Annotated in this window: 18 protein-coding genes; 12 read left to right on the forward strand and 6 right to left on the reverse strand. The window is 63.5% G+C overall.

All coding sequences use genetic code 11. The features are described from left to right. Positions 1 to 52 precede the first annotated feature (52 nt). The 12 genes from AC1Z32_RS38320 to AC1Z32_RS38375 all read left to right on the forward strand — a co-directional run bounded on the left by AC1Z32_RS38320 (position 53) and on the right by AC1Z32_RS38375 (position 12874). A complete protein-coding gene (locus AC1Z32_RS38320; RefSeq protein WP_483484062.1) occupies positions 53 to 1249 on the forward strand; it encodes a YbfB/YjiJ family MFS transporter in 1197 nt (398 codons plus the stop codon). Between the two features lie 100 nt (positions 1250 to 1349). Next, positions 1350 to 1895, forward strand: a complete 546-nt coding sequence (locus AC1Z32_RS38325; RefSeq protein WP_483484155.1) for a DUF488 domain-containing protein — start codon at positions 1350 to 1352, stop codon at positions 1893 to 1895. Positions 1896 to 1978: 83 nt separating this feature from the next. After that, on the forward strand, positions 1979 to 2851 hold the full coding sequence (locus tag AC1Z32_RS38330; RefSeq protein ID WP_483484063.1) for a GNAT family N-acetyltransferase: 873 nt from the start codon (positions 1979 to 1981) through the stop codon (positions 2849 to 2851). Positions 2852 to 2855: 4 nt separating this feature from the next. Next, entirely contained in the window at positions 2856 to 3782 is a 927-nt protein-coding gene (locus AC1Z32_RS38335) for a 2-hydroxyacid dehydrogenase (protein WP_483484064.1), read from the forward strand. A gap of 168 nt (positions 3783 to 3950) precedes the next feature. Beyond that, complete coding sequence (locus tag AC1Z32_RS38340; protein ID WP_483484065.1) at positions 3951 to 5360, forward strand: aminotransferase class III-fold pyridoxal phosphate-dependent enzyme; 1410 nt, start codon at positions 3951 to 3953, stop codon at positions 5358 to 5360. A gap of 43 nt (positions 5361 to 5403) precedes the next feature. Next, on the forward strand, positions 5404 to 5901 hold the full coding sequence (locus AC1Z32_RS38345; protein ID WP_062608408.1) for an Lrp/AsnC family transcriptional regulator: 498 nt from the start codon (positions 5404 to 5406) through the stop codon (positions 5899 to 5901). A 95-nt stretch (positions 5902 to 5996) separates the two neighbouring features. After that, positions 5997 to 7061, forward strand: a complete 1065-nt coding sequence (locus AC1Z32_RS38350) for a tartrate dehydrogenase (protein ID WP_483484066.1) — start codon at positions 5997 to 5999, stop codon at positions 7059 to 7061. 13 nt (positions 7062 to 7074) lie between these two features. Continuing rightward, positions 7075 to 8547 (forward strand): NAD-dependent succinate-semialdehyde dehydrogenase, encoded by a 1473-nt coding sequence (locus AC1Z32_RS38355; protein WP_483484067.1) that lies wholly within the window; start codon positions 7075 to 7077, stop codon positions 8545 to 8547. Continuing rightward, positions 8544 to 9527, forward strand: a complete 984-nt coding sequence (locus tag AC1Z32_RS38360; protein WP_483484068.1) for a M14 family metallopeptidase — start codon at positions 8544 to 8546, stop codon at positions 9525 to 9527. Before AC1Z32_RS38355 ends, AC1Z32_RS38360 begins: the two co-directional genes overlap by 4 nt. Next, positions 9524 to 9868 carry a cupin domain-containing protein gene (locus AC1Z32_RS38365; protein ID WP_062608412.1) on the forward strand — a complete coding sequence of 115 codons (345 nt, stop codon included), beginning with the start codon at positions 9524 to 9526 and terminating at the stop codon, positions 9866 to 9868. Before AC1Z32_RS38360 ends, AC1Z32_RS38365 begins: the two co-directional genes overlap by 4 nt. 198 nt (positions 9869 to 10066) lie before the next feature. After that, on the forward strand, positions 10067 to 11128 hold the full coding sequence (locus AC1Z32_RS38370; protein WP_483484069.1) for an ABC transporter substrate-binding protein: 1062 nt from the start codon (positions 10067 to 10069) through the stop codon (positions 11126 to 11128). A gap of 21 nt (positions 11129 to 11149) precedes the next feature. Beyond that, positions 11150 to 12874 carry a GMC family oxidoreductase gene (locus AC1Z32_RS38375; protein ID WP_483484070.1) on the forward strand — a complete coding sequence of 575 codons (1725 nt, stop codon included), beginning with the start codon at positions 11150 to 11152 and terminating at the stop codon, positions 12872 to 12874. Here the strand turns inward: AC1Z32_RS38375 and AC1Z32_RS38380 are convergent. The 6 genes from AC1Z32_RS38380 to AC1Z32_RS38405 form a co-directional block, all read right to left on the reverse strand. Then, positions 12862 to 14289: an aldehyde dehydrogenase family protein gene (locus AC1Z32_RS38380; RefSeq protein WP_483484071.1), complete on the reverse strand. Its 1428-nt coding sequence runs from the start codon at positions 14287 to 14289 to the stop codon at positions 12862 to 12864. The two genes, AC1Z32_RS38375 and AC1Z32_RS38380, sit on opposite strands and share 13 nt — an antisense overlap. A gap of 20 nt (positions 14290 to 14309) precedes the next feature. Further along, positions 14310 to 15107 (reverse strand): ABC transporter permease, encoded by a 798-nt coding sequence (locus tag AC1Z32_RS38385; protein WP_483484072.1) that lies wholly within the window; start codon positions 15105 to 15107, stop codon positions 14310 to 14312. Continuing rightward, positions 15104 to 15973, reverse strand: coding sequence for an ABC transporter permease (locus AC1Z32_RS38390; RefSeq protein WP_483484156.1), 870 nt, complete (start codon positions 15971 to 15973; stop codon positions 15104 to 15106). The genes AC1Z32_RS38385 and AC1Z32_RS38390 overlap by 4 nt, the downstream gene beginning before the upstream one ends. 38 nt (positions 15974 to 16011) lie before the next feature. Then, positions 16012 to 17346: an NAD(P)/FAD-dependent oxidoreductase gene (locus AC1Z32_RS38395; protein WP_483484073.1), complete on the reverse strand. Its 1335-nt coding sequence runs from the start codon at positions 17344 to 17346 to the stop codon at positions 16012 to 16014. Positions 17347 to 17348: 2 nt separating this feature from the next. After that, positions 17349 to 18062, reverse strand: a complete 714-nt coding sequence (locus AC1Z32_RS38400) for an HAD-IA family hydrolase (protein WP_483484074.1) — start codon at positions 18060 to 18062, stop codon at positions 17349 to 17351. Between the two features lie 72 nt (positions 18063 to 18134). Continuing rightward, complete coding sequence (locus tag AC1Z32_RS38405) at positions 18135 to 19211, reverse strand: ABC transporter ATP-binding protein (protein WP_483484075.1); 1077 nt, start codon at positions 19209 to 19211, stop codon at positions 18135 to 18137. Positions 19212 to 19220 lie beyond the last annotated feature (9 nt).

The following is a 19220-nucleotide window of genomic DNA, read 5'->3' on the forward strand; positions in this document are numbered from 1 at the left end:
AGATACGACGGTCAAGTTAGCATCGCCGTATTGCCGATCCGACCATCGACTCATGGCTTCCCCCGCTCATACGTCGTCGCTGCCTGACCATTACGCGCGCCATGCCGCGCTCGCCTGTGCCGTCGTGCTCGCGGTGGCCCTCGGCGTCGGGCGCTTCGCGTTCACACCGCTCCTGCCGCTAATGCTCAAAAGCGGCTCACTCGATATCCGTCACGGCGGATGGCTCGCGTCGGCCAATTACGCCGGGTATCTGATCGGCGCGCTGTCGTGCGCGGCGATCCGTCTCGATCACGCGCGCATGGTGCGTCTCGCGCTGGCGTCGACGATCATGCTGACGCTCGCGATGGGGCTCGTTCACCTGTTCTGGCTGTGGGCGGCGATACGGTTCGCAGCGGGCGTAGTCAGCGCATGGGCGTTCGTGTTCGCGTCGCAATGGGGCTTGAGACGGCTCGCGGAACTCGATGCTCACGGTCTCGGCGGCGTGATCTATGCGGGACCGGGCGTCGGCATCGTTGCAACCGGTTTGCTGGGTGCGGCGGCGGCGCCCCTCGCCGTGCCCGCGCCGATGGTGTGGATCGGTTTCGCGGTCTGCTCGGGCGTCGCGGGAGCATTCGTATGGAGAACCTTCGCGCGGGACACAGCGCCGACGCATGGCCGTGTGCGCCATGCCGCCAATGTCAGGCCCGCATCGGCGCGCATCGATTCGACGGGGCTCGTCAGCCTCTACAGCCTCGCGGGATTCGGCTACATCATCACGGCGACCTTCCTGCCCGTGATCGCGCGACAGGCATTGCCGGGGTCGCCGTGGCCCGATCTGTTCTGGCCGGCCTTCGGACTGGCGCTGATCGCCGGCGCGCTCATCGCCGCGCGGCTGCCGCTGTCGTGGGACAACCGGCTGCTGTCGGCCGCGTGCTATCTCATCCAGGCCGCTGGGATTTGTCTCGGCATCGTGTTTCCGACCGCGCTCGGCTTCGGTGTCGGCAGCCTGCTGGTCGGCTTGCCGTTCACCGCCATCACTCTCTTCGCGATGCGCGAGGCGCGCCGCTTGCACGGTGATGCCGCTGCCGGCCTGATGGGCTACGCGACGGCGGCATACGGTCTCGGACAGATCGTCGGGCCGCTGGTCGCCGCGCCGATCGCCGAGCACACGGGATCATTCTCGATCGCTCTATGGATCGCGGTGGCGGCGCTGGGACTGGGTGCGGCGGGATTGACCTGCCTTGGCGTCCGTGGTACGGCGGATCGTTAGCCTCATTTGCTTCGGATATCGAACTATATAAATATCCGGGGTCACGCGGCACGAAACATGCTGCGCTAACATGGAGATCCGGATACGCGAAGCCAGCTCCATGAACCTTCCCTTCTACACGGTCGGACACTCCACGCGCACCGTGGAAGGGCTCGCTGCGCTCCTGGAGATCGCCGAAATCAAGCGGCTTGTCGATATCCGTACCGTTCCGCGATCGAGGACGAATCCGCAATTCAACGCAAACACGTTGCCCGAAAGCCTTGCGCCTTATCGGATCGGATATGAGCGGATTGCGGAACTCGGCGGCCTTCGCGGCAAATCAAAAGATATCTCGCCCGATGTGAACGGCTTTTGGGAGAATCGCAGCTTTCACAATTATGCGGACTACGCGCTCTCGGAGTCGTTTCACAAAGGCCTCGACCATCTGATAAAACTCGGACGCAAAGAGCGATGCGCCGTGATGTGCTCGGAGGCGGTCTGGTGGCGTTGTCACAGACGCATCGTCGCGGATTATCTTCTTGCGCGCGGCGAGATTGTGTTCCATCTCATGGGCGATGACCGTATAGAAGAAGCGCATCTGACTCAGGGCGCATCCGTTATCTCGCCCGCCGTCGTTCACTATCCGTCGGAAAATCCGGCAGCATGAGCGGTTGAACGCAGCAGGATCGTCCTATCCGCGCACCCGGCCGCATGTCAAAGTGGCAGGCATCCTCTAACGTGGAGCATGCCGTGTCCGCCGCCGAAACATCCACTCTCCTCTACCGCCCCTTCACCGCCAGGGACATTCCCGCGGCCCATGCGCTGTCCATCGATGTCAAATGGCCGCATCGAGCCGATGACTGGCGCTTCGTGCTCGATGCCGGCACTGGCTTCATCGCGCAGGATGGCGAGCGAGTGGTCGGCACCGCGTTGTGCTGGACATATGGCGGCAATGGCGGATCGCTCGGCATGGTGATCGTAGCGCCGGACTGCCAGGGCAAGGGCATCGGCCGCAAGCTGATGGAACTGCTGCTCGAGGCGCTCGGCGATCGCATTACCGTGCTGCACGCGACGCCCGCCGGCGAGCCGCTTTACGCGAAGCTCGGGTTCAGGCGCATCGGCGCGATTCATCAGCATCAATCCGCCGATTTCACGCTGCCGCGCATCGTAGTGCCGCCCGACGAAAAGCTGCGTGCGATGCAGCCCGGCGATACTGACACGCTCGTTGCGCTCGCATCGCGCGCAAGCGGCCTCGATAGAAGCGCGCTGCTGCCTTCGCTGTTGAATGTGGCCCAAGGCGTCGTGCTCGAACGCAATGGCGAAGTGCTGGGCTTCTCGCTCATCCGTGAATTCGGGCGCGGGCATGCCATCGGCCCGGTCGTCGCGATGACCGGCGACGAGCGGCACGCGCATCGCGCGCAAGCGCTCATCGTGCATTGGCTCGATCATAACCACGGCAAATTCACGCGCATCGATACGCCGGACGAATGCGGACTGTCGGACTGGCTCGAAGATATCGGGCTCAGGCGCGTCGATACGGTCATCAAGATGGCGCGCAACGGCACGCCGCCGCATGACGAATCCCTCGCGCAATTCGCGATCATCAACCAGGCGCTAGGGTGAACCCATGACGATCCTCTACAAGGCCGATCCCGAACGCGGCAGACAATGGGCGCAGCTCTTCGCGCAAAAGGCGCCGGACGTCCCGTTCCGTTTGTGGCCCGACATCGGCGACGCCGCCGCCGTGCGCTATCTCGCGGCATGGCAGCCGCCCGCCGATGTCATGCGCACGTTCCCCAATCTCGAAGTGATCTTCTCGGTGGGCGCGGGCATCGATCAGTTCGATCTGTCGGGCGTGCCGCCCCATGTCGCCGTGGTGCGGATGACCGAGCCGGGCATCGTCGAAGGGATGGTGGAATATGTGGCGCAGGCGGTGCTCACGATACATCGCGATCTCTTCGATTACGCCGTGCAGCAACGCGAGCGCGTGTGGCGCGAGATGCCCGTGCGCGCCGCCTCGACGCGGCGCATCGGCGTGCTCGGGCTCGGCATGCTCGGCACCGCGGTGCTGAAAACGCTGCGGCTCTTCGGCTTTCCGTGCGCGGGCTGGAGCCGTTCGCCGCATGAGATAGACGGCGTCGAGTGTCACGCGGGCATCGAATCGCTCGATGCGTTCCTCGCCCGCACCGATATCCTCGTGTGCCTGCTGCCGCTCACGGATGCGACGCGCGGTCTTATCGACAGGCGCGTGTTCGGTGCTTTGCCGAGCGGCGCGTCGTTCATCAACGTCGGTCGCGGCCCGCATGTGAATCAACAGGATCTGCTCGATGCACTCGACACCGGCCATCTGCATGCCGCGATTCTCGATGTGACCGATCCCGAGCCCTTGCCGCCCGCGCATCCGTTCTGGACGCATCCGCGCGTGCGCCTGACGCCGCATATCGCGAGCGCGACGCGCCCCGAAACCGCCGTCGACGTGGTGCTCGAGAACCTGCGCCGCCATCGCGCGGGAGAGCGCATGACCGGCGAGATCGACCGCACGCGCGGCTATTGAAGCCGTCGCTCGGGCCTCGCAGCACAAAATGCTGCGAGGCCCCCGAAAAACGCCTCGGATTCGCTTTTTAGCCATTTTTTTGGCGATGCGCGCGATGCGGCTCTGCCGATAGTATGAAACGGTCACGCGCCATTTCGAACACTGTCCGAACAGAGAGAGAGCCGCATCATGCCGATCCAGCCGCTTGTCGAGTCCGACCGCAAACATCTGATCCACCCCGTCGTCAGCTATCGCGCGCATGAAGCGCGCGGCGTCACCGTGCTCGATTCCGCCGATGGCGTGTTCCTGCGCGATATCGAAGGCAAGGAACTGCTCGATGCCTTCTCGGGCCTCTGGTGCGTGAACACGGGCTACGGCCACGCGAGCATCGTCGAGGCCGCCGCGAAGCAGATGGCGAAGCTGCCCTACGCGACCGGCTACTTCCACTTCGGCTCCGAGCCCGCGATCGAACTGGCCGCGAAGCTCGTCGATCTCGCGCCCGCATCGCTGCAACACGTGTACTTCACGCTCGGCGGCTCGGATGCGGTCGATTCAGCGCTGCGCTTCATCACGCACTACTACAACGCGACGGGCCGTCCGTCGAAGAAGCATTACATCGCGCTGCAACGCGGCTATCACGGCTCGTCGTCTATCGGCGCGGGTCTGACCGCGTTGCCGGCGTTCCATCGCAACTTCGATCTGCCGCTGCCCACGCAGCATCACATTCCGTCGCCGTATGCGTATCGCAATGATTTCGCCGATGACGCCGCGCTCATCGCCGCTTCCGTGCAAGCGCTCGAAGCGAAGGTCGCGGAGCTCGGCGCGGACAACGTCGCCGCGTTTTTCTGCGAGCCGATTCAAGGCTCGGGCGGCGTGATCGTGCCGCCCGCCGGTTGGCTGAAAGCGATGCGCGATGCATGCCGCAAGCTCGATATCCTCTTCGTCGCCGATGAAGTCATCACCGGCTTCGGCCGCACCGGCCCGCTCTTCGCGTGCGAGGGCGAAGGCGTCGAGCCGGATCTGATGACGGTCGCAAAGGGCCTCACGGCAGGCTATGCGCCGATGGGCGCGGTCCTCATGTCCGACGCCATCTATCAAGGCATTGCCGATGGCGGCGATGTCTCCGCCGCCATAGGTCATGGGCACACGTACTCGGCGCATCCGGTGAGCGCGGCCATCGGTCTCGAAGTCATGCGGCTCTATCACGAAGGCGGCCTGCTCGCGAACGGCCAGGCGCAGGCACCGCGTTTCGCGCAAGGTCTCGATGCGCTGCTCGATCATCCGCTCGTTGGCGACTCGCGTCATCGCGGGCTGCTCGGCGCGCTGGAACTCGTCGCCGACAAGGACAGCAAGCGCGGCTTCGATGCGGCGCTCAAGCTGCCGGACCGCATCGCGGCCGCGGCCTATCGCAACGGTCTCGTGTTCCGCGCGTTCGGCGATAACATTCTCGGCTTCGCGCCGGCGCTCTGCTATACCGAAGCGAACTTCGACATGCTGTTCGAGCGCCTCACGAAAACGCTCGACGACGTGCTCGCGGAAAACGACGTGCGCGCCGCATTGAAGGGCGTATCCGGATGTAGTTCTCGCGCGGCCGCGTGATAACATCGACCGACCGCCGACATGCGAGACCGAACCCGTCACGATGAGCAACGAAAGCAAGCTGGACCGAATCGATCTGCGTATCCTTTCGCAATTGCAGAAACGCGGGCGCATCACCAACGTGGAGCTCGCCGATGCGGTCGGTCTGTCGCCCAGTCCTTGTCTGATTCGCGTGAAGCGGCTGGAGAAGGCGGGTTATATCGTCGGGTACGGTGCACAGATTCAACTGGAGAAGCTCGGCGACGTGCAGGTGGTCTTCACCGAAGTCACGCTCGCCGATCATCGCCGCGAGGACTTCATCAACTTCGTGAATGCGGTGAAGGATGTCGACGAGATCGTCGAATGTCATCTCGCGAGCGGTGGTTACGACTATCTGCTCAAGTTCGTCACGCGCAGCGTCAGCCATTACCAGAGCATCATCGAAGGGCTGCTGGAACGTGGCATCGGCATCGAGAAGTACTTCAGCTACGTCATCATCAAGACGTCGTTCGTAAAGACGCACTATCCGCTCGAAACGCTTTTCTCGCAAAGCCATCATTGAGGCCGGCGCCTCGTTCTCTTTTCATTCGAAAGCACGCGCGCGCTTAATGCACGCGCGTGCTTTTTATCGTCCCTCAACTTCACGCGGAGTAACTCATGTCCAGCACCTATCGCATTGCCGTGATTCCGGGCGACGGCATCGGCAAGGAAGTGATGCCCGAAGCCTTGCGCGCGCTCGATGCCGTCAGCAAGCGGTTCAATATCGCGCTCGAATACCGGCATATCGAGTGGGCGAGCTGCGACTACTACGCGAAGCACGGCCAGATGATGCCCGACGACTGGAAAGCGCAACTGCAGGACGCCGATGCGATCCTGTTCGGCGCGGTCGGCTGGCCGGACACGGTGCCCGACCATATCTCGCTGTGGGGCTCGCTGCTCAAGTTCCGCCGCGAGTTCGATCAGTACATCAATCTGCGGCCCGCGCGTCTCTTCGACGGCGTGCCTTCGCCGCTCGCGAATCGCAAGGCGGGCGATATCGACTTCATGATCGTGCGCGAGAACACCGAGGGCGAATACTCGTCGGTCGGCGGCGTGTCGTTCGAAGGCACCGAGCGCGAGTTCGTCTCGCAAACGTCGATCTTCACGCGCAAGGGCGCCGAGCGTGTGCTCAAGTTCGCATTCGATCTCGCGCAGAAGCGCGAAAAGAAGATCACCGTCGCGACCAAGAGCAACGGCATTTCGATCAGCATGCCGTGGTGGGATTCACGCGCCGCCGAAATCGCCGCGCAATATCCGGAGATCAAGTGGGACAAGCAGCACATCGATATCCTGTGCGCGCGCTTCGTCCTCAATCCGGATCGCTTCGACGTGGTCGTCGCGACCAATCTCTTCGGCGATATTCTTTCGGACCTCGGGCCGGCATGCACCGGCACCATCGGCATTGCGCCTTCGGCTAACATGAATCCGGAGCGCAACTTCCCGTCGCTCTTCGAGCCGGTGCACGGTTCCGCGCCGGATATCGCGGGCAAAGGCATAGCCAATCCGGTCGCGATGATCTGGTCCGCCGCGATGATGCTCGACTTCCTCGGCGAGCGCGACGCACACGACGCGATGCTCGCCGCGATCTCCGCCGTGTTGAAGGAAGGCCCACGCACCGGCGATCTCGGCGGCAAGGCAAAGACCACGGAAGTCGGCGCGGCCATTGCGCACCTGCTCGCCTGACACGGAGGCCATCATGACTCAACGATACGAACTGCGCGATCTGATTCGCGCCGATAACTTCATCGACGGCAAATGGGTGGCGGCCACAAGCGGCAAGCGCTTCGCCGTCACCGATCCCGCAACAGGCGAAGTCATCGCGCAAGTGGCCGACAGCGGCCCCGCCGATGCCCGCGCCGCCACCGATGCCGCCGCGCGCGCCTTTCCCGCCTGGCGCGATACCCTGGCGAAGGATCGCGCGGCCGTGCTGCATCGCTGGCACGCGCTGATCGTCGAGAACGCGGATGCGCTCGGCCGTCTCATCTCGCTCGAACAAGGCAAGCCCTTCGCGGAAGGGCGCGGCGAAGTGATGTACGGCGCGTCGTATGTGGCCTGGTTCGCCGATGAAGCCACGCGCATCTACGGCGACATCATTCCGCAGCAGCAGCGCGGCAAGCACATGAGCGCGGTGAAGGAACCCATTGGCATCGTCGCCGCGATCACGCCGTGGAATTTCCCGCTCGCGATGATCGCGCGCAAGATCGCGCCCGCGCTCGCGGCGGGATGCACGGTCATCGGCAAGCCCGCCGAAGACACGCCGCTCACCGCGCTCGCGCTGGTGATGCTCGCCCATGAAGCGGGCGTGCCTGCGGGCGCATTGAACCTCATCAGCGCGTCGCGCGAGAACGCGCAGGAAGCCGTCGCCGACTGGCTCGAAGACGGACGCGTGCGCAAGATCACCTTCACGGGCTCAACGCCGGTGGGCAAATATCTCGCGCGTGAATCGGCGGGCACCTTGAAGAAGCTTTCGCTGGAACTCGGCGGCAACGCGCCCTTCATCGTGTTCGACGACGCCGATCTCGAGGCCGCCGTCACGGGCCTCATGGCATCGAAATTCCGCAACGGCGGGCAGACGTGCGTGTGCCCGAATCGCGTGTACGTGCAGTCATCCGTCTATGACAAGTTCGCCGACTTGCTGGCGAAGCGCGTTGCCGCATTGAAGGTCGCGCCCGCCACTGATTCCGACGCGCAAATCGGCCCGATGATCAACGCGCGCGCGGTCGAGAAGATCGAGCGTCATGTGAACGACGCGGTGAAACGCGGCGCACGCGTGCTCACAGGCGGCAAGCGTCTTTCCAATATCGGCCCGAACTATTACGCGCCCACGGTCCTCGCCGACGCCACGCCCGAGATGCAGTTGAGCTGCGAGGAAACCTTCGGCCCGGTGGTGCCGCTCTTCCGTTTCGACGACGAAGCCGAAGTTATCCGCGCCGCCAACGACACGCCCTTCGGCCTCGCATCGTATTTCTATAGCCAGAACCTGAAGCGCATCGATCGCGTGTCGCGTTTGCTGGAAACGGGCCTCGTCGGCATCAACGAAGGCGCGATCTCCAGCGAAGCCGCGCCGTTCGGCGGCGTGAAGGAATCGGGCTACGGACGCGAAGGCTCGAAGTACGGTCTCGACGATTATCTCTCGATCAAGTATCTCTGCCAGGGCGGCCTCGAATGAACGCGTATCCGATCGAGATCGCGTTTCCCGATATCGGCGCGCATGCGTCGGGCAATGCGGGCGTGCCGTATGTGCATACGTTCGATTCGGGCATCGACGGTCCGCATGTGATGATCAACGCGCTCACGCACGGCAACGAAGTGTGCGGCGCGATCGTCGTCGATGAACTGCTGCGTGCTCAATTGAAACCGAGGCGCGGCAAGCTCACGCTCGCTTTCGCCAACGTCGATGCCTATAAAAGCTTCGATGCGAGCAAGCCCGATGCATCGCGTTTCGTCGATCAGGACTTCAACCGCGTATGGACGGCGCAAACGCTCGATGACACGTCGCGCGATTCGAGCGAGCTGCGTCGCGCCCGCGCGATGCGGCCCGTCATCGATACCGTCGATCTGCTGCTCGACCTGCATTCGATGCATGAGAAGAGCAAGCCCCTGATCGTCGCGGGACCGCTCGACAAAGGCATCGAATTGTCGGCGAAGCTCGGCACGCCCGCGACCATCATCTGCGATGAAGGCCATCCCGAGGGCCGGCGCATGCGCGATTACGAAAGCTTCGGCGAGCCGGCGAGCGCGAAGAACGCATTGCTCATCGAATGCGGACAGCATTGGGAAGCGGGCGCGGTGACGGTTGCGCGCGATGTGACGGCGCGTTTTCTCGTGCTGTCCGGCGTGCTCGACGAGCACGACTTGCCCTCGGGCTGGATTCAGGCGTCGCCATCGGAAATGCTCGTGGTGCGCGTGACGGAGCCGGTCGTCGCGAAGGGCATGGATTTCCGTTTCGCCGATGACTACACCGGCCTCGAAGTGTTTCCCGAAGCTGGCAGCGTGATCGCCTTTTCGGAAGGCGAGCCCGTCGAAACGCCCTACGACGACTGCATGCTCGTGATGCCCTCGCTGCGGCAGTTGCGGCCGGGCGTGACGGTCGTTCGGCTCGGCAAGATCGAAAGACGCATTCAATCCACATACGAGGCGGGAGCATGAAAGTTCAGCAGATCAGGCAGAGCATCGCCATACAAGGACTGGAAGACTGGGGTACGGCGGGCTTGCCGGGCACGCAGGAAATCAGGGTATCCGGCGTGCAGAAGGTCATTCCGGGCAGCGAGGCAATCGATACCGGCGTGTTCGAATGCACGCCCGGCACCTATCGCCGCGCGGTGAAACAGGCCGAAGTGATGCATTTTCTGGCGGGCAGCGGCCGCTTCACGCCCGATGGCGAAGACACGATTCACTTCACCGGCGGCGATACGCTCTTCTTCGCGGCGAACACCGAAGGCACATGGGAAGTCGATGAAACCATGCGCAAGGTCTATGTGATCTTCTGAGAGCGCGGCATCCGTGACCATTGCACTGACATAACATCAGGTCATGGTCACTCCAACAATTCCGGCGTTGCCGCCGCCTATTTGACTCAATATATTTTTAGTTATCCCCGCGCCGTCCCCGCTTGCGGTTGAAGCCGGGCGGGACCGTGCGACCTGCAAGACGTCCGCTGCTTCAATCTTGTCGAGGAAAACGCCGTGATGAAGATTGCAAGGTTCCGCTGTCCGCACTTCCCCGTTCGCCCGCTCGCCATGACATTGCTGCTCTCGATAGCGGGCACGGCGCCGGCGTTCGCCGCGGGCAAGATCACGTTTGTATCGCAAGGCGGCGCGTATCAGGAAGCGCAGACCAAGGCGATTCTCGATCCCGCCGCGAAAGAGCTCGGCATCACCATCAACCAGGACAGCATTCCCGATGCATGGCCGCAGATCAAGGCCCAAGGTTCGACGGGCAAGCCGATCTGGGACGTGGTCGATACGCCGCCATCGAACTGTCTGCGCGGCGGTCGCGAAGGTCTCTTGGAAAAGCTCGATTTCTCGAAGATCCCCAACGCGGCGGCCATTCCCGAGAAATACCGCACGCCGTATTCGGTGGCCTATGAGTTCTATTCGACCGTCATCGGCTATAACAAGAAGACGCTGAAGAAAGTCCCGCAAAGCTGGAAGGACTTCTGGGACGTGAAGAACTTTCCCGGCACGCGCGCGCTGCGCAACGACCCGATGACCGTGCTCGAAGCCGCGTTGCTCGCGGACGGCGTGCCGCGCGAGAAGCTCTATCCGCTCGACGTGGATCGCGCGTTCAAGAAGCTCGAGGAGATCAAGCCGAACGTCACCGTGTGGTGGACCTCGGGCGGCCAGTCGGCGCAATTGCTGCACGACGGCGAAGTCGACATGACGATGATCTGGAATGGCCGCGCAAGCGCCGTGATGAAGGATGATCCGGACATCGCGTTCACGTTCAACGACGGCATTCTGCAGAACACGCAGCTTTGCATTCTGAAGAACGCGCCGAATCTGAACGATGCCGTGCGCTTCCTGAATGCTGCGGTGTCACCGCAATTGCAGGCGAATCTGCCGCTTTACATCGACTATGGCCCGGGTAATCCGGCCGCGTTCAAGACTGGCAAGATCACCGACAAGCGCGCGTCCGAATTGCCGAGCGCGCCGGCCAATGCGGCGAAGCAGGCGCTGCTGTCGGAGGAATGGTGGGCGTCCGAGCCTGGCATCCAGGCGAAGGCGCGCTGGCTCAAGTTCATGCAGTAGCGCGGCTTTACGCTTGCTTACGTGTTCGACTATCTGATCCTGGGCGGCGGCTCGGCTGGCTGCGTGCTGGCCGCGCGCCTTTCCGAAGATGGGCGCGCGAATGTGTGTCTCGTCGAAGCGGGCCGCGATATCTCCGCGCACACGATGCCCGATGCGATCCGCAGCCGCTATCCGGGCCGCGCGTATCTCGACACGCGCAATATCTGGCGGCAATTGAAAGCGCGTCTGAGCGCGAGCGCCGCGCTGCGCCGCTATGAACAGGCGAGACTGCTCGGCGGCGGATCGGCGATCAATGCGCTGATGGCCAATCGCGGATCGCCCGCCGACTACGATGAATGGGAAGCGCTGGGCGCCGATGGCTGGAACTGGCGGACCTGCCTGCCCTACTTTCGCAAGCTCGAAGCGGATTGCGATTTCAGCGGCCCGTTGCATGGCGATGATGGTCCCGTGCGCATTCAACGCACGCCGTGGCCGCGCATATCACCGTTCGTGCGCGCGGTGCTCGCTGCACTCGCCGATAGCGGCCATGCATTGCATGACGATCAAAACGGGCCGTGGGAAGACGGCACGTTCATCGGTTCGATCGCCGTGAGCGCGAAGGGAGAACGCATCCCCGCTTCCGTCTGCTATCTCGACGATGCCGCGCGCGCACGCGGCAATCTGAGCATCCGCACGGGCGAAGTGGTCGAGCACATTCTGTTCGATGGCAAGCGTGCGATCGGCGCGTGCATCGTGCGCGCTGATGGCACGCGCGAAGCATTGAAAGCGCATCGCGTGATCGTATCGGCCGGTGCGATTCATAGTCCCGCGTTGCTGATGAGAAGCGGCATAGGACCCGCCGATGAACTCGCCGCACTCGGCATCGATGTACGCGCGAATCGGCCGGGCGTCGGACGCAATCTGATGGAGCACCCGTCCATCGCCGTATCCGCGTTTCTGCCGCGCGGCGCCCGCACGCCGTTTCCACACGAGCATCACGAGCAGGCGATCGTGCGCTTCTCGTCCAACTTGCCGAATACCGTTCAGGGCGACATGCACGGTGCGATTCTCTCGCGTTCCGGCTGGCATTCGGTGGGCTATCGGTTGGGCACGATCTTCTTCTGGGTCAACAAGTCGTATTCGCGCGGGCGCGTGACGCTCACATCGGCGAATGCGTTCGATGAACCCGACGTCGATTTCGCGATGCTCTCCGATTTGCGCGATCTCGAACGTCTCAAGCGCGCGTTGCGCTTCGGCGCTTCCATTTTGGCTTCGCCTGCGATGAATGCGCATCGCGATGTGATCTTTCCATCGAGCTATTCGCCGCGCGTGGCGGCCGTCGCGGTGCCGGGCATGTGGAACGCCGCGCAGCGCGGCGCGTTGAGCGCAATGCTCGATATCGCCGGGCCTTTGCGCGGCGCGTTGATCGAAAGCATCGTGACGCAAGGCGTGACCATCGGCAGTTTGCTCGCCGATGATCAGGCGATGACCGAGTTCGTGTTGCGCTCCGTCGGCGGAACGTGGCATCCGTCGGGGACGTGCCGCATGGGTTCATCGAACGATCCGCACGCCGTGACCGATGCGCGCGGTGCCGTTTATGGCGTCGAGGGGCTGCATGTATGCGACGCGTCGCTGATGCCTACGATTCCCTGCGCCAACACGAATGTACCGACGATCATGATCGCGGAGCGCGTGGCGGATGCGTTGCGCGGCACCGCGCAAGATGAACGCGGAGCCGCCGCCCGCGCCGTGAACTACGCGCCGTAACCCACGATCCCCTTCACTTCGAGAAACGCCTCCAGTCCCCACTCACCGTACTCGCGCCCATTGCCCGACTGCTTATAGCCGCCGAACGGCGAGCCCGGATCCCACGCCGGATAGTTGACGTAGACGCTACCCGCACGCATCCGCATCGCGACGCGCCGCGCGTGCTCCTGATCCTTCGACTGCACATAGGCCGCCAGCCCGTAAGGCGTGTCATTGGCAATGGCGACCGCTTCTTCTTCATCGCGATACGGCATGATCGCGAGCACCGGCCCGAAGACTTCCTCGCGCGCGATGGTCATAGACGGGACCACGTTGGCGAACACAGTCGGCTTCACGTAATAGCCGCGCGTGAGGCCGTCCGGACGCCCGAGGCCGCCCGTCACCAGCGCGGCGCCCTCCTCGATGCCGATGCCGATCAGCCGCTGCACGCGGCCGAACTGGACATCGCTGACGACGGGGCCCATCGTGGTGTCGGAAGCATCCGCCGGTCCCACGCGATGCTTCTGTGCCGCGCGCAATGCTATCTCCACCGCTTCGTCGTGACGCGATGCGGGCACGAGCATGCGCGTGGGCGCATTGCATGATTGACCGCTGTTGCTGAAGCACGAATTCACGCCCGCGGTCACGGCGGCTTCGAAATCGGCATCGTCGAGCAGAATGTTCGCCGACTTGCCGCCGAGCTCCTGATGCACGCGCTTCACGGTCGGCGCGGCGAGCTTCGCGATCTCGATGCCTGCGCGCGTCGATCCGGTGAACGACACCATGTCGACATCCTGATGCGCGGATAGCGCCGCGCCGACGCCCGGGCCATCGCCGTTCACGAGATTGAAAACGCCTTTGGGCACGCCCGCCGCATCGACGATCTCCGCGAACAGCACCGCGTTCATCGGCGAAACTTCACTGGGCTTAAGCACCACCGTGCATCCAGCGGCGAGCGCTGGCGCGACCTTGCAGACGATCTGATTGATCGGCCAGTTCCAGGGCGTGATGAGCGCGGCCACGCCCACAGGCTCATGATTGACGAGCGTCGTGCCCTGCTTGCGCTGCCACTCGAAACGCTCGACCGTGCGCAGCGTTTCCTCGATATGCCGCTTGCCGAGCGCCGCTTGCCAGGCATGCGATAACTTTTTGGGCGCACCGATTTCGCGCGAGATGACATCGGCCATTTCGTCATAGCGCGCGAGATACGCTTCGAGCAGACGCTGAAGCAATGCGACGCGCTCTTCCACACGCGTCTGCGAAAACGATGCAAATGCGCGCCGTGCGGCGGCCACCGCGCGATCGACATCGCGCGCATCGCCGAGTGCGACTTCATCGATCGGCTCTTCCGTGCTCGGATCGATCACGGGCAAACGCGCGCTGCCGGACGGCTCGACCCATTCGCCGTCGATATAGAACTGCTGGAGATGTCGCATGGTTTCGGTTGAAAGAAGGTTCAGGCGTGAGTCGCGGCGGAACGGCGGCGGCTCACGACGACGATCATCACGAGGCACAGCGTCAACGCCGTGAGCATCGTGCTGATGGCGGCGATAGTCGGATCGATTTCATCGCGCAGCGTGACGAACATGCGGCGCGTCAACGTCTGATTATTGCCACCGGAAATGAAGAGCGCAACGACAGTTTCGTCCAGCGCCTGAATGAACACGAACACCGCGCCCGAGATCACGCTCGCCTTGATCTGCGGCAAGGTCACCGCCATGAACGCGCGAAAGCGGTTCATGCCGAGACTGCGCGCGACCATTTCCTGCGTGCGATCGAACGTGCGCAAGTCCGCGCCGACCGAGATCAGCACATAGGGCAAGCCGAGCATCGTGTCCGCGATGATGAGCCCGCCGAGCGTGTTCACATAGCCCATCTGCGTGAAGACGAAGAACACGCCCACCGCGACGATGATGATCGGCACCATCAACGGCAGCATCAACAGCGGACGCAGATAGCGCAAGGACCAGTGCGATCCGTATTGGATGCCGTACGCCGCCGCGATGCCGAGCGGCGTCGCGATCAGTGCCGCGCATGACGAAGCCGCGAAGGTGGTTTTGGCGGCGTCGATCCACGCGGGGTTATCGAAGAACGCGTGATACCAGCGCAACGAATACGCGGGCGGCGGAAACGTGAGGAAGCGCGCATCGGAAAACGAAAGCGGCACGACGATCACGACCGGAATCATCAGGAACGCAAGAATCAGCATCACCGATGCACCCAGGGTCACGCGACCAAGCGATATCGAGTTCATTTCGCCCCCAGCGTCTTTTCGAGCGGAATCACGCGGCTCACCGCATAGAAGATCGCGAACACGCAGATGAGCAGCACCACGCTCACCGAGCTCGCCGCGCCCCAGCTGTTGTAGATTTCGACGTTGCGGCTCACGATCATCGACACCATCATCGACTTGCCGCCGCCCATCAGCTCCGGCGTGATGTAAAAGCCCAGGCACAGCACGAACACGAGCGTCACGCCCGCGAGCACGCCGCTCATCGAAAGCGGCAGGAACACGCGCAGGAACACATGCAGGGGCGATCCGCCGAGGCTCGCGCCGGCTTGCGAAAGGTTAGGCGGAATCTTCTGCATCGCGGAGTACAGCGGCAGCACCATGAATGGCAAGAGAATATGCACCATCGCGATGATCGTGCCGAACTGGTTATACGAAAGCTGCAACGGGCGATCGATCAGGCCCATGCCGAGCAGCGTCTTGTTGATGAGACCCGTGCGCTGCAACAGCACCAACCATGCATACGTGCGCACGAGCACGCTGGTCCAGAACGGCAGGATAACCATGCCGAGCACGAGCGCGCTCCATCGCGGCGATATCGATGCCGCGAAGTACGCGACCGGATAGCCGAGCAACAGCGTGATGGCCGTCACGATGAAGCTGAGCTTGAACGTGAGGAGGAACGTGTCGAGATACGCGCCCGTGAAAACGCGCTTGTAGTTCACGAGCGAGAACACGCCATCGTGATAGAACGACTGCCACGAAAGCCACGCGAGCGGCACCACGAGCAGCACGACCACCACCAGCAGCGCGGGCGCCATCAACAGCAGCATCGTGCGGTCTTCGCGGCGTTGATGGCGCACCGAGGGGTCGATCGTGGCGGCTTGCATCACGGCGGTGTCCTGGAGAATCCGTTTGGCTATCGTCATCATGCACCCACGGCGTCGAGAAACTGATACCACGCGGCAACGAGCCTCACGCCCGGCGCGCGCAGCGCATGGAATGGCACGGGCCGCAAGCCGTCTTGCGCGAGCAGCGAAAGCTCGGGCCTTTCGCCGAGCGCGAGCGCCGCCGCGTGCTGGCCGACGAGACTCGCCATCGCAACGCCCGCGCCGTTGTAGCCGAGACAGAACGTCGTGGCGTCGTCGCTGCGGCCAACGTGCGGCAGCGCATTGAACGTCATGCCGACATAACCCGACCAGCGATATTCCACCGGCACGTCCCTGAGTTGCGGAAAGAGCGCGACCATCGCGCGTTGCAGCGCATCGAAGCCGGTCGGCTCGCCTTCCCTGCCGAACGCATCGCGGCCGCCGAAGAGCATGCGCCCATCGACCTTGCGAAACCACTTCATCATGCGCCGCGTTTCGGTGTAGCTGCGGCGATTGACCATGAGTTGCGCATCCAGCTCGGGCGATAAAGGCGCTGTCGCGATCATCGCGCTTCGGAACGGAACGAGCTCGCGATGATACGAAGCCGTCGCATCGGTCAGGTTCGAATACGCGTTCGTCGCGACGATAACCTGCTTCGCGCGCACGGTTCCGCCGGGCGCTTTCAACAGCACGCGGCCGTCTTGCGCGCGCGACATGTCGATAACAGGCGTCGCTTCGTAGATCGGCACGCCGCGCGCGGTCAGCCCCGCCGCGATGCCCCGCACATATTCGAGCGGCAGGATCGTGCCGGCGTCCGCGCTCAGCACGCCGCCGACGAAACCCTTCGAGCCCGTTTCATGCTCCACTTCGGCGTGCGACTGAACGGTCATCGACGTATCGTTGAGCGACGTGCGCACCCAGTCCGCTTCGGCGCATATCGATGCGAGCGCACGCTCCGTATGCGCGCAACGCAAGCTGCCCGTATGCTCGAAGCGCGCGCGCGTGAGCTTGAATTCATCGATGAACGCCTCTACGGTGCGCACGCCATCATGCGCGAGCCGATGCATGCGCTTCGCGACATCGATGCCATGCGCGCTCGCGAGCGCCGGAAACGACAGCCGAAACTTCGACGACACCACGCCGCCATTGCGCCCGCTCGCGCCCCAGCCGACCGGATTCGCATCGAGCACCGCGCATTCCACGCCGCGTTTTTGCAGCGCATACGCGGCGCTCAAGCCCGAATAACCCGCGCCGATGATCGCCACTTCCACATCGATATCGCGTGCGAGCGGCGCGCCCGTGCTGACCGGCGCATCCGTCGCGGGCACGCGCGCGGCCATCGCCCGCCACAGCGATTCGGGTTGCGGGCGAGGCGGAGTGGTCGGGGCGCGCATCGTCAGGCGGCGGCGCGAACCGCGTCGTCGACGGCATCCGCGAGCGCGGCGAGCGTCGCGAACTTCCAGGTGGGCGTCGTCACGGCTTCGGGCACCGGCGTCGCGCCGAAGCCCTTCATGCCCTGACGCCGCTCGATCCAGCACGTCGCATAACCAAGCTTCGTCGCGATGCCGATATCGTGATACTGGCTCTGCGCCGTATGCAGGATCTCCTCGAACTTGTAGCCGAATGCGGCCTGACGCCCGCGGTTATATGCGAAGAATTGCGGATCGGGCTTCGCGACACCGGTTTCATCGCAGCACACGGTATCGTCGAAGGGATTGCCGAGCGTGTGCGCGTACGCCGACAACGCGACACGGTCCGCATTCGTCATCGCCACCAGACGGAAGTGCTTGCGCAGACGCTTCAACGCGGCAACGGAATCCTCGAACGCGGGCCATTCGAGCACGTCGCGCTGAAACGCGGCGGCGGATTGCGCGTCATCGGGCAAGCCGAGCTTCTTCGCGAGATGCAGGTACACGTTCGCCATCTCATGGCTCGAACGTCCGGGATACTTCGCGCGCCCTTCCATGTACGGCTCGAAAATCTGATCGTCGGTCAGGTCCTTCGCCTTCGGCCCGCCCAGACGGCGCACGGAATCCAGCACGCCCTTTTCGAAGTTGATCAGCGTGCCGACGACATCGAACGTCAGGACCTTGAAATCGGTGAGATTCATTGCTTCATCCTCTACGGGTTGCGCATCTACGTTTGCAGTCGGAATCGCCCGTGCACAGGCGGTCAGAAGAAATCAGGCCGACACGACGATCGTGTCTTGCGGATCGAGCGCGACGGTCATCGACTCACCCGGCGCGGGAATGCGCTTGCGCGCCTCATGGCTGCCGGGTTGTCGAAGACTGATGGCGGTGCCGTCGGCGAGCGCGGCGAACACACGCAGGCTCTCGCCTTGATAGAGCACTTCGGTCACGCGGCAGGAAAGGCGGTTGGCATTCGCATGACGATTCTCGCCGTCGATGACGAGCTTTTCCGTCTGCACCGCGAGAAGCAGCTTTTCACCGCGCGGCAAGGGGTGCGCCGTGCGAAGAACGGTATCGCCGAGACGCACGGCATCGTCGCCGGCGCGCGTGACATCGAGCATGGTCGCTTCGCCGATGAAGCTCGCAACGAACGCATCGCAAGGACGGTCATACAGGCGTTCCGGCGTGTCGATCTGCACGAGCCTGCCGTCTTTCAATACGGCGACGCGATCGCTCATCGTGAGCGCCTCGCGCTGATCGTGCGTCACGTTGACGATGGTCGCGCCAAGCTGGCGATGCAGCCTGCGCAATTCGATCTGCATGGTCTCGCGCAATTGCTTGTCGAGCGCGGAGAGCGGCTCGTCCATCAGGATCAGTTGCGGCTGAAACACGATCGCGCGCGCGAGCGCCACGCGTTGCTTCTGTCCGCCGGAAAGCTGATGGATGCTGCGGCTTTCATAACCTTTGAGCTCGACCATCGCGAGCGCATCGGCGACACGCTTCGCCCACGTCGACTTCGGCTCGCGACGCGCGCGCAGCGAGAACGCGACGTTCTCGCCCACCGTCATGTGCGGAAAGAGCGCGTAGTTCTGGAACACGATGCCGATATCGCGCTTATGCGGCGGCGCAAATGTAATGTCACGCTCGCCGACCCACACGCTGCCCGAGGACGGCTGAACGAAGCCGCCGAGGATGCCGAGCAGCGTCGTCTTGCCGGAACCCGAAGGCCCGAGCAGCGAGACGAACTCGCCGGGCGCGATATCGAGCGATACGTCCTCGAGCGCTGTCACCGCGCCATAGCGCTTGGTGGCGGACCTGATCGACACTCCGGTTTTCGCGCGTACGTCCATGTCGTTCGT

Source organism: Caballeronia sp. 11_S32, assembly GCF_056930355.1.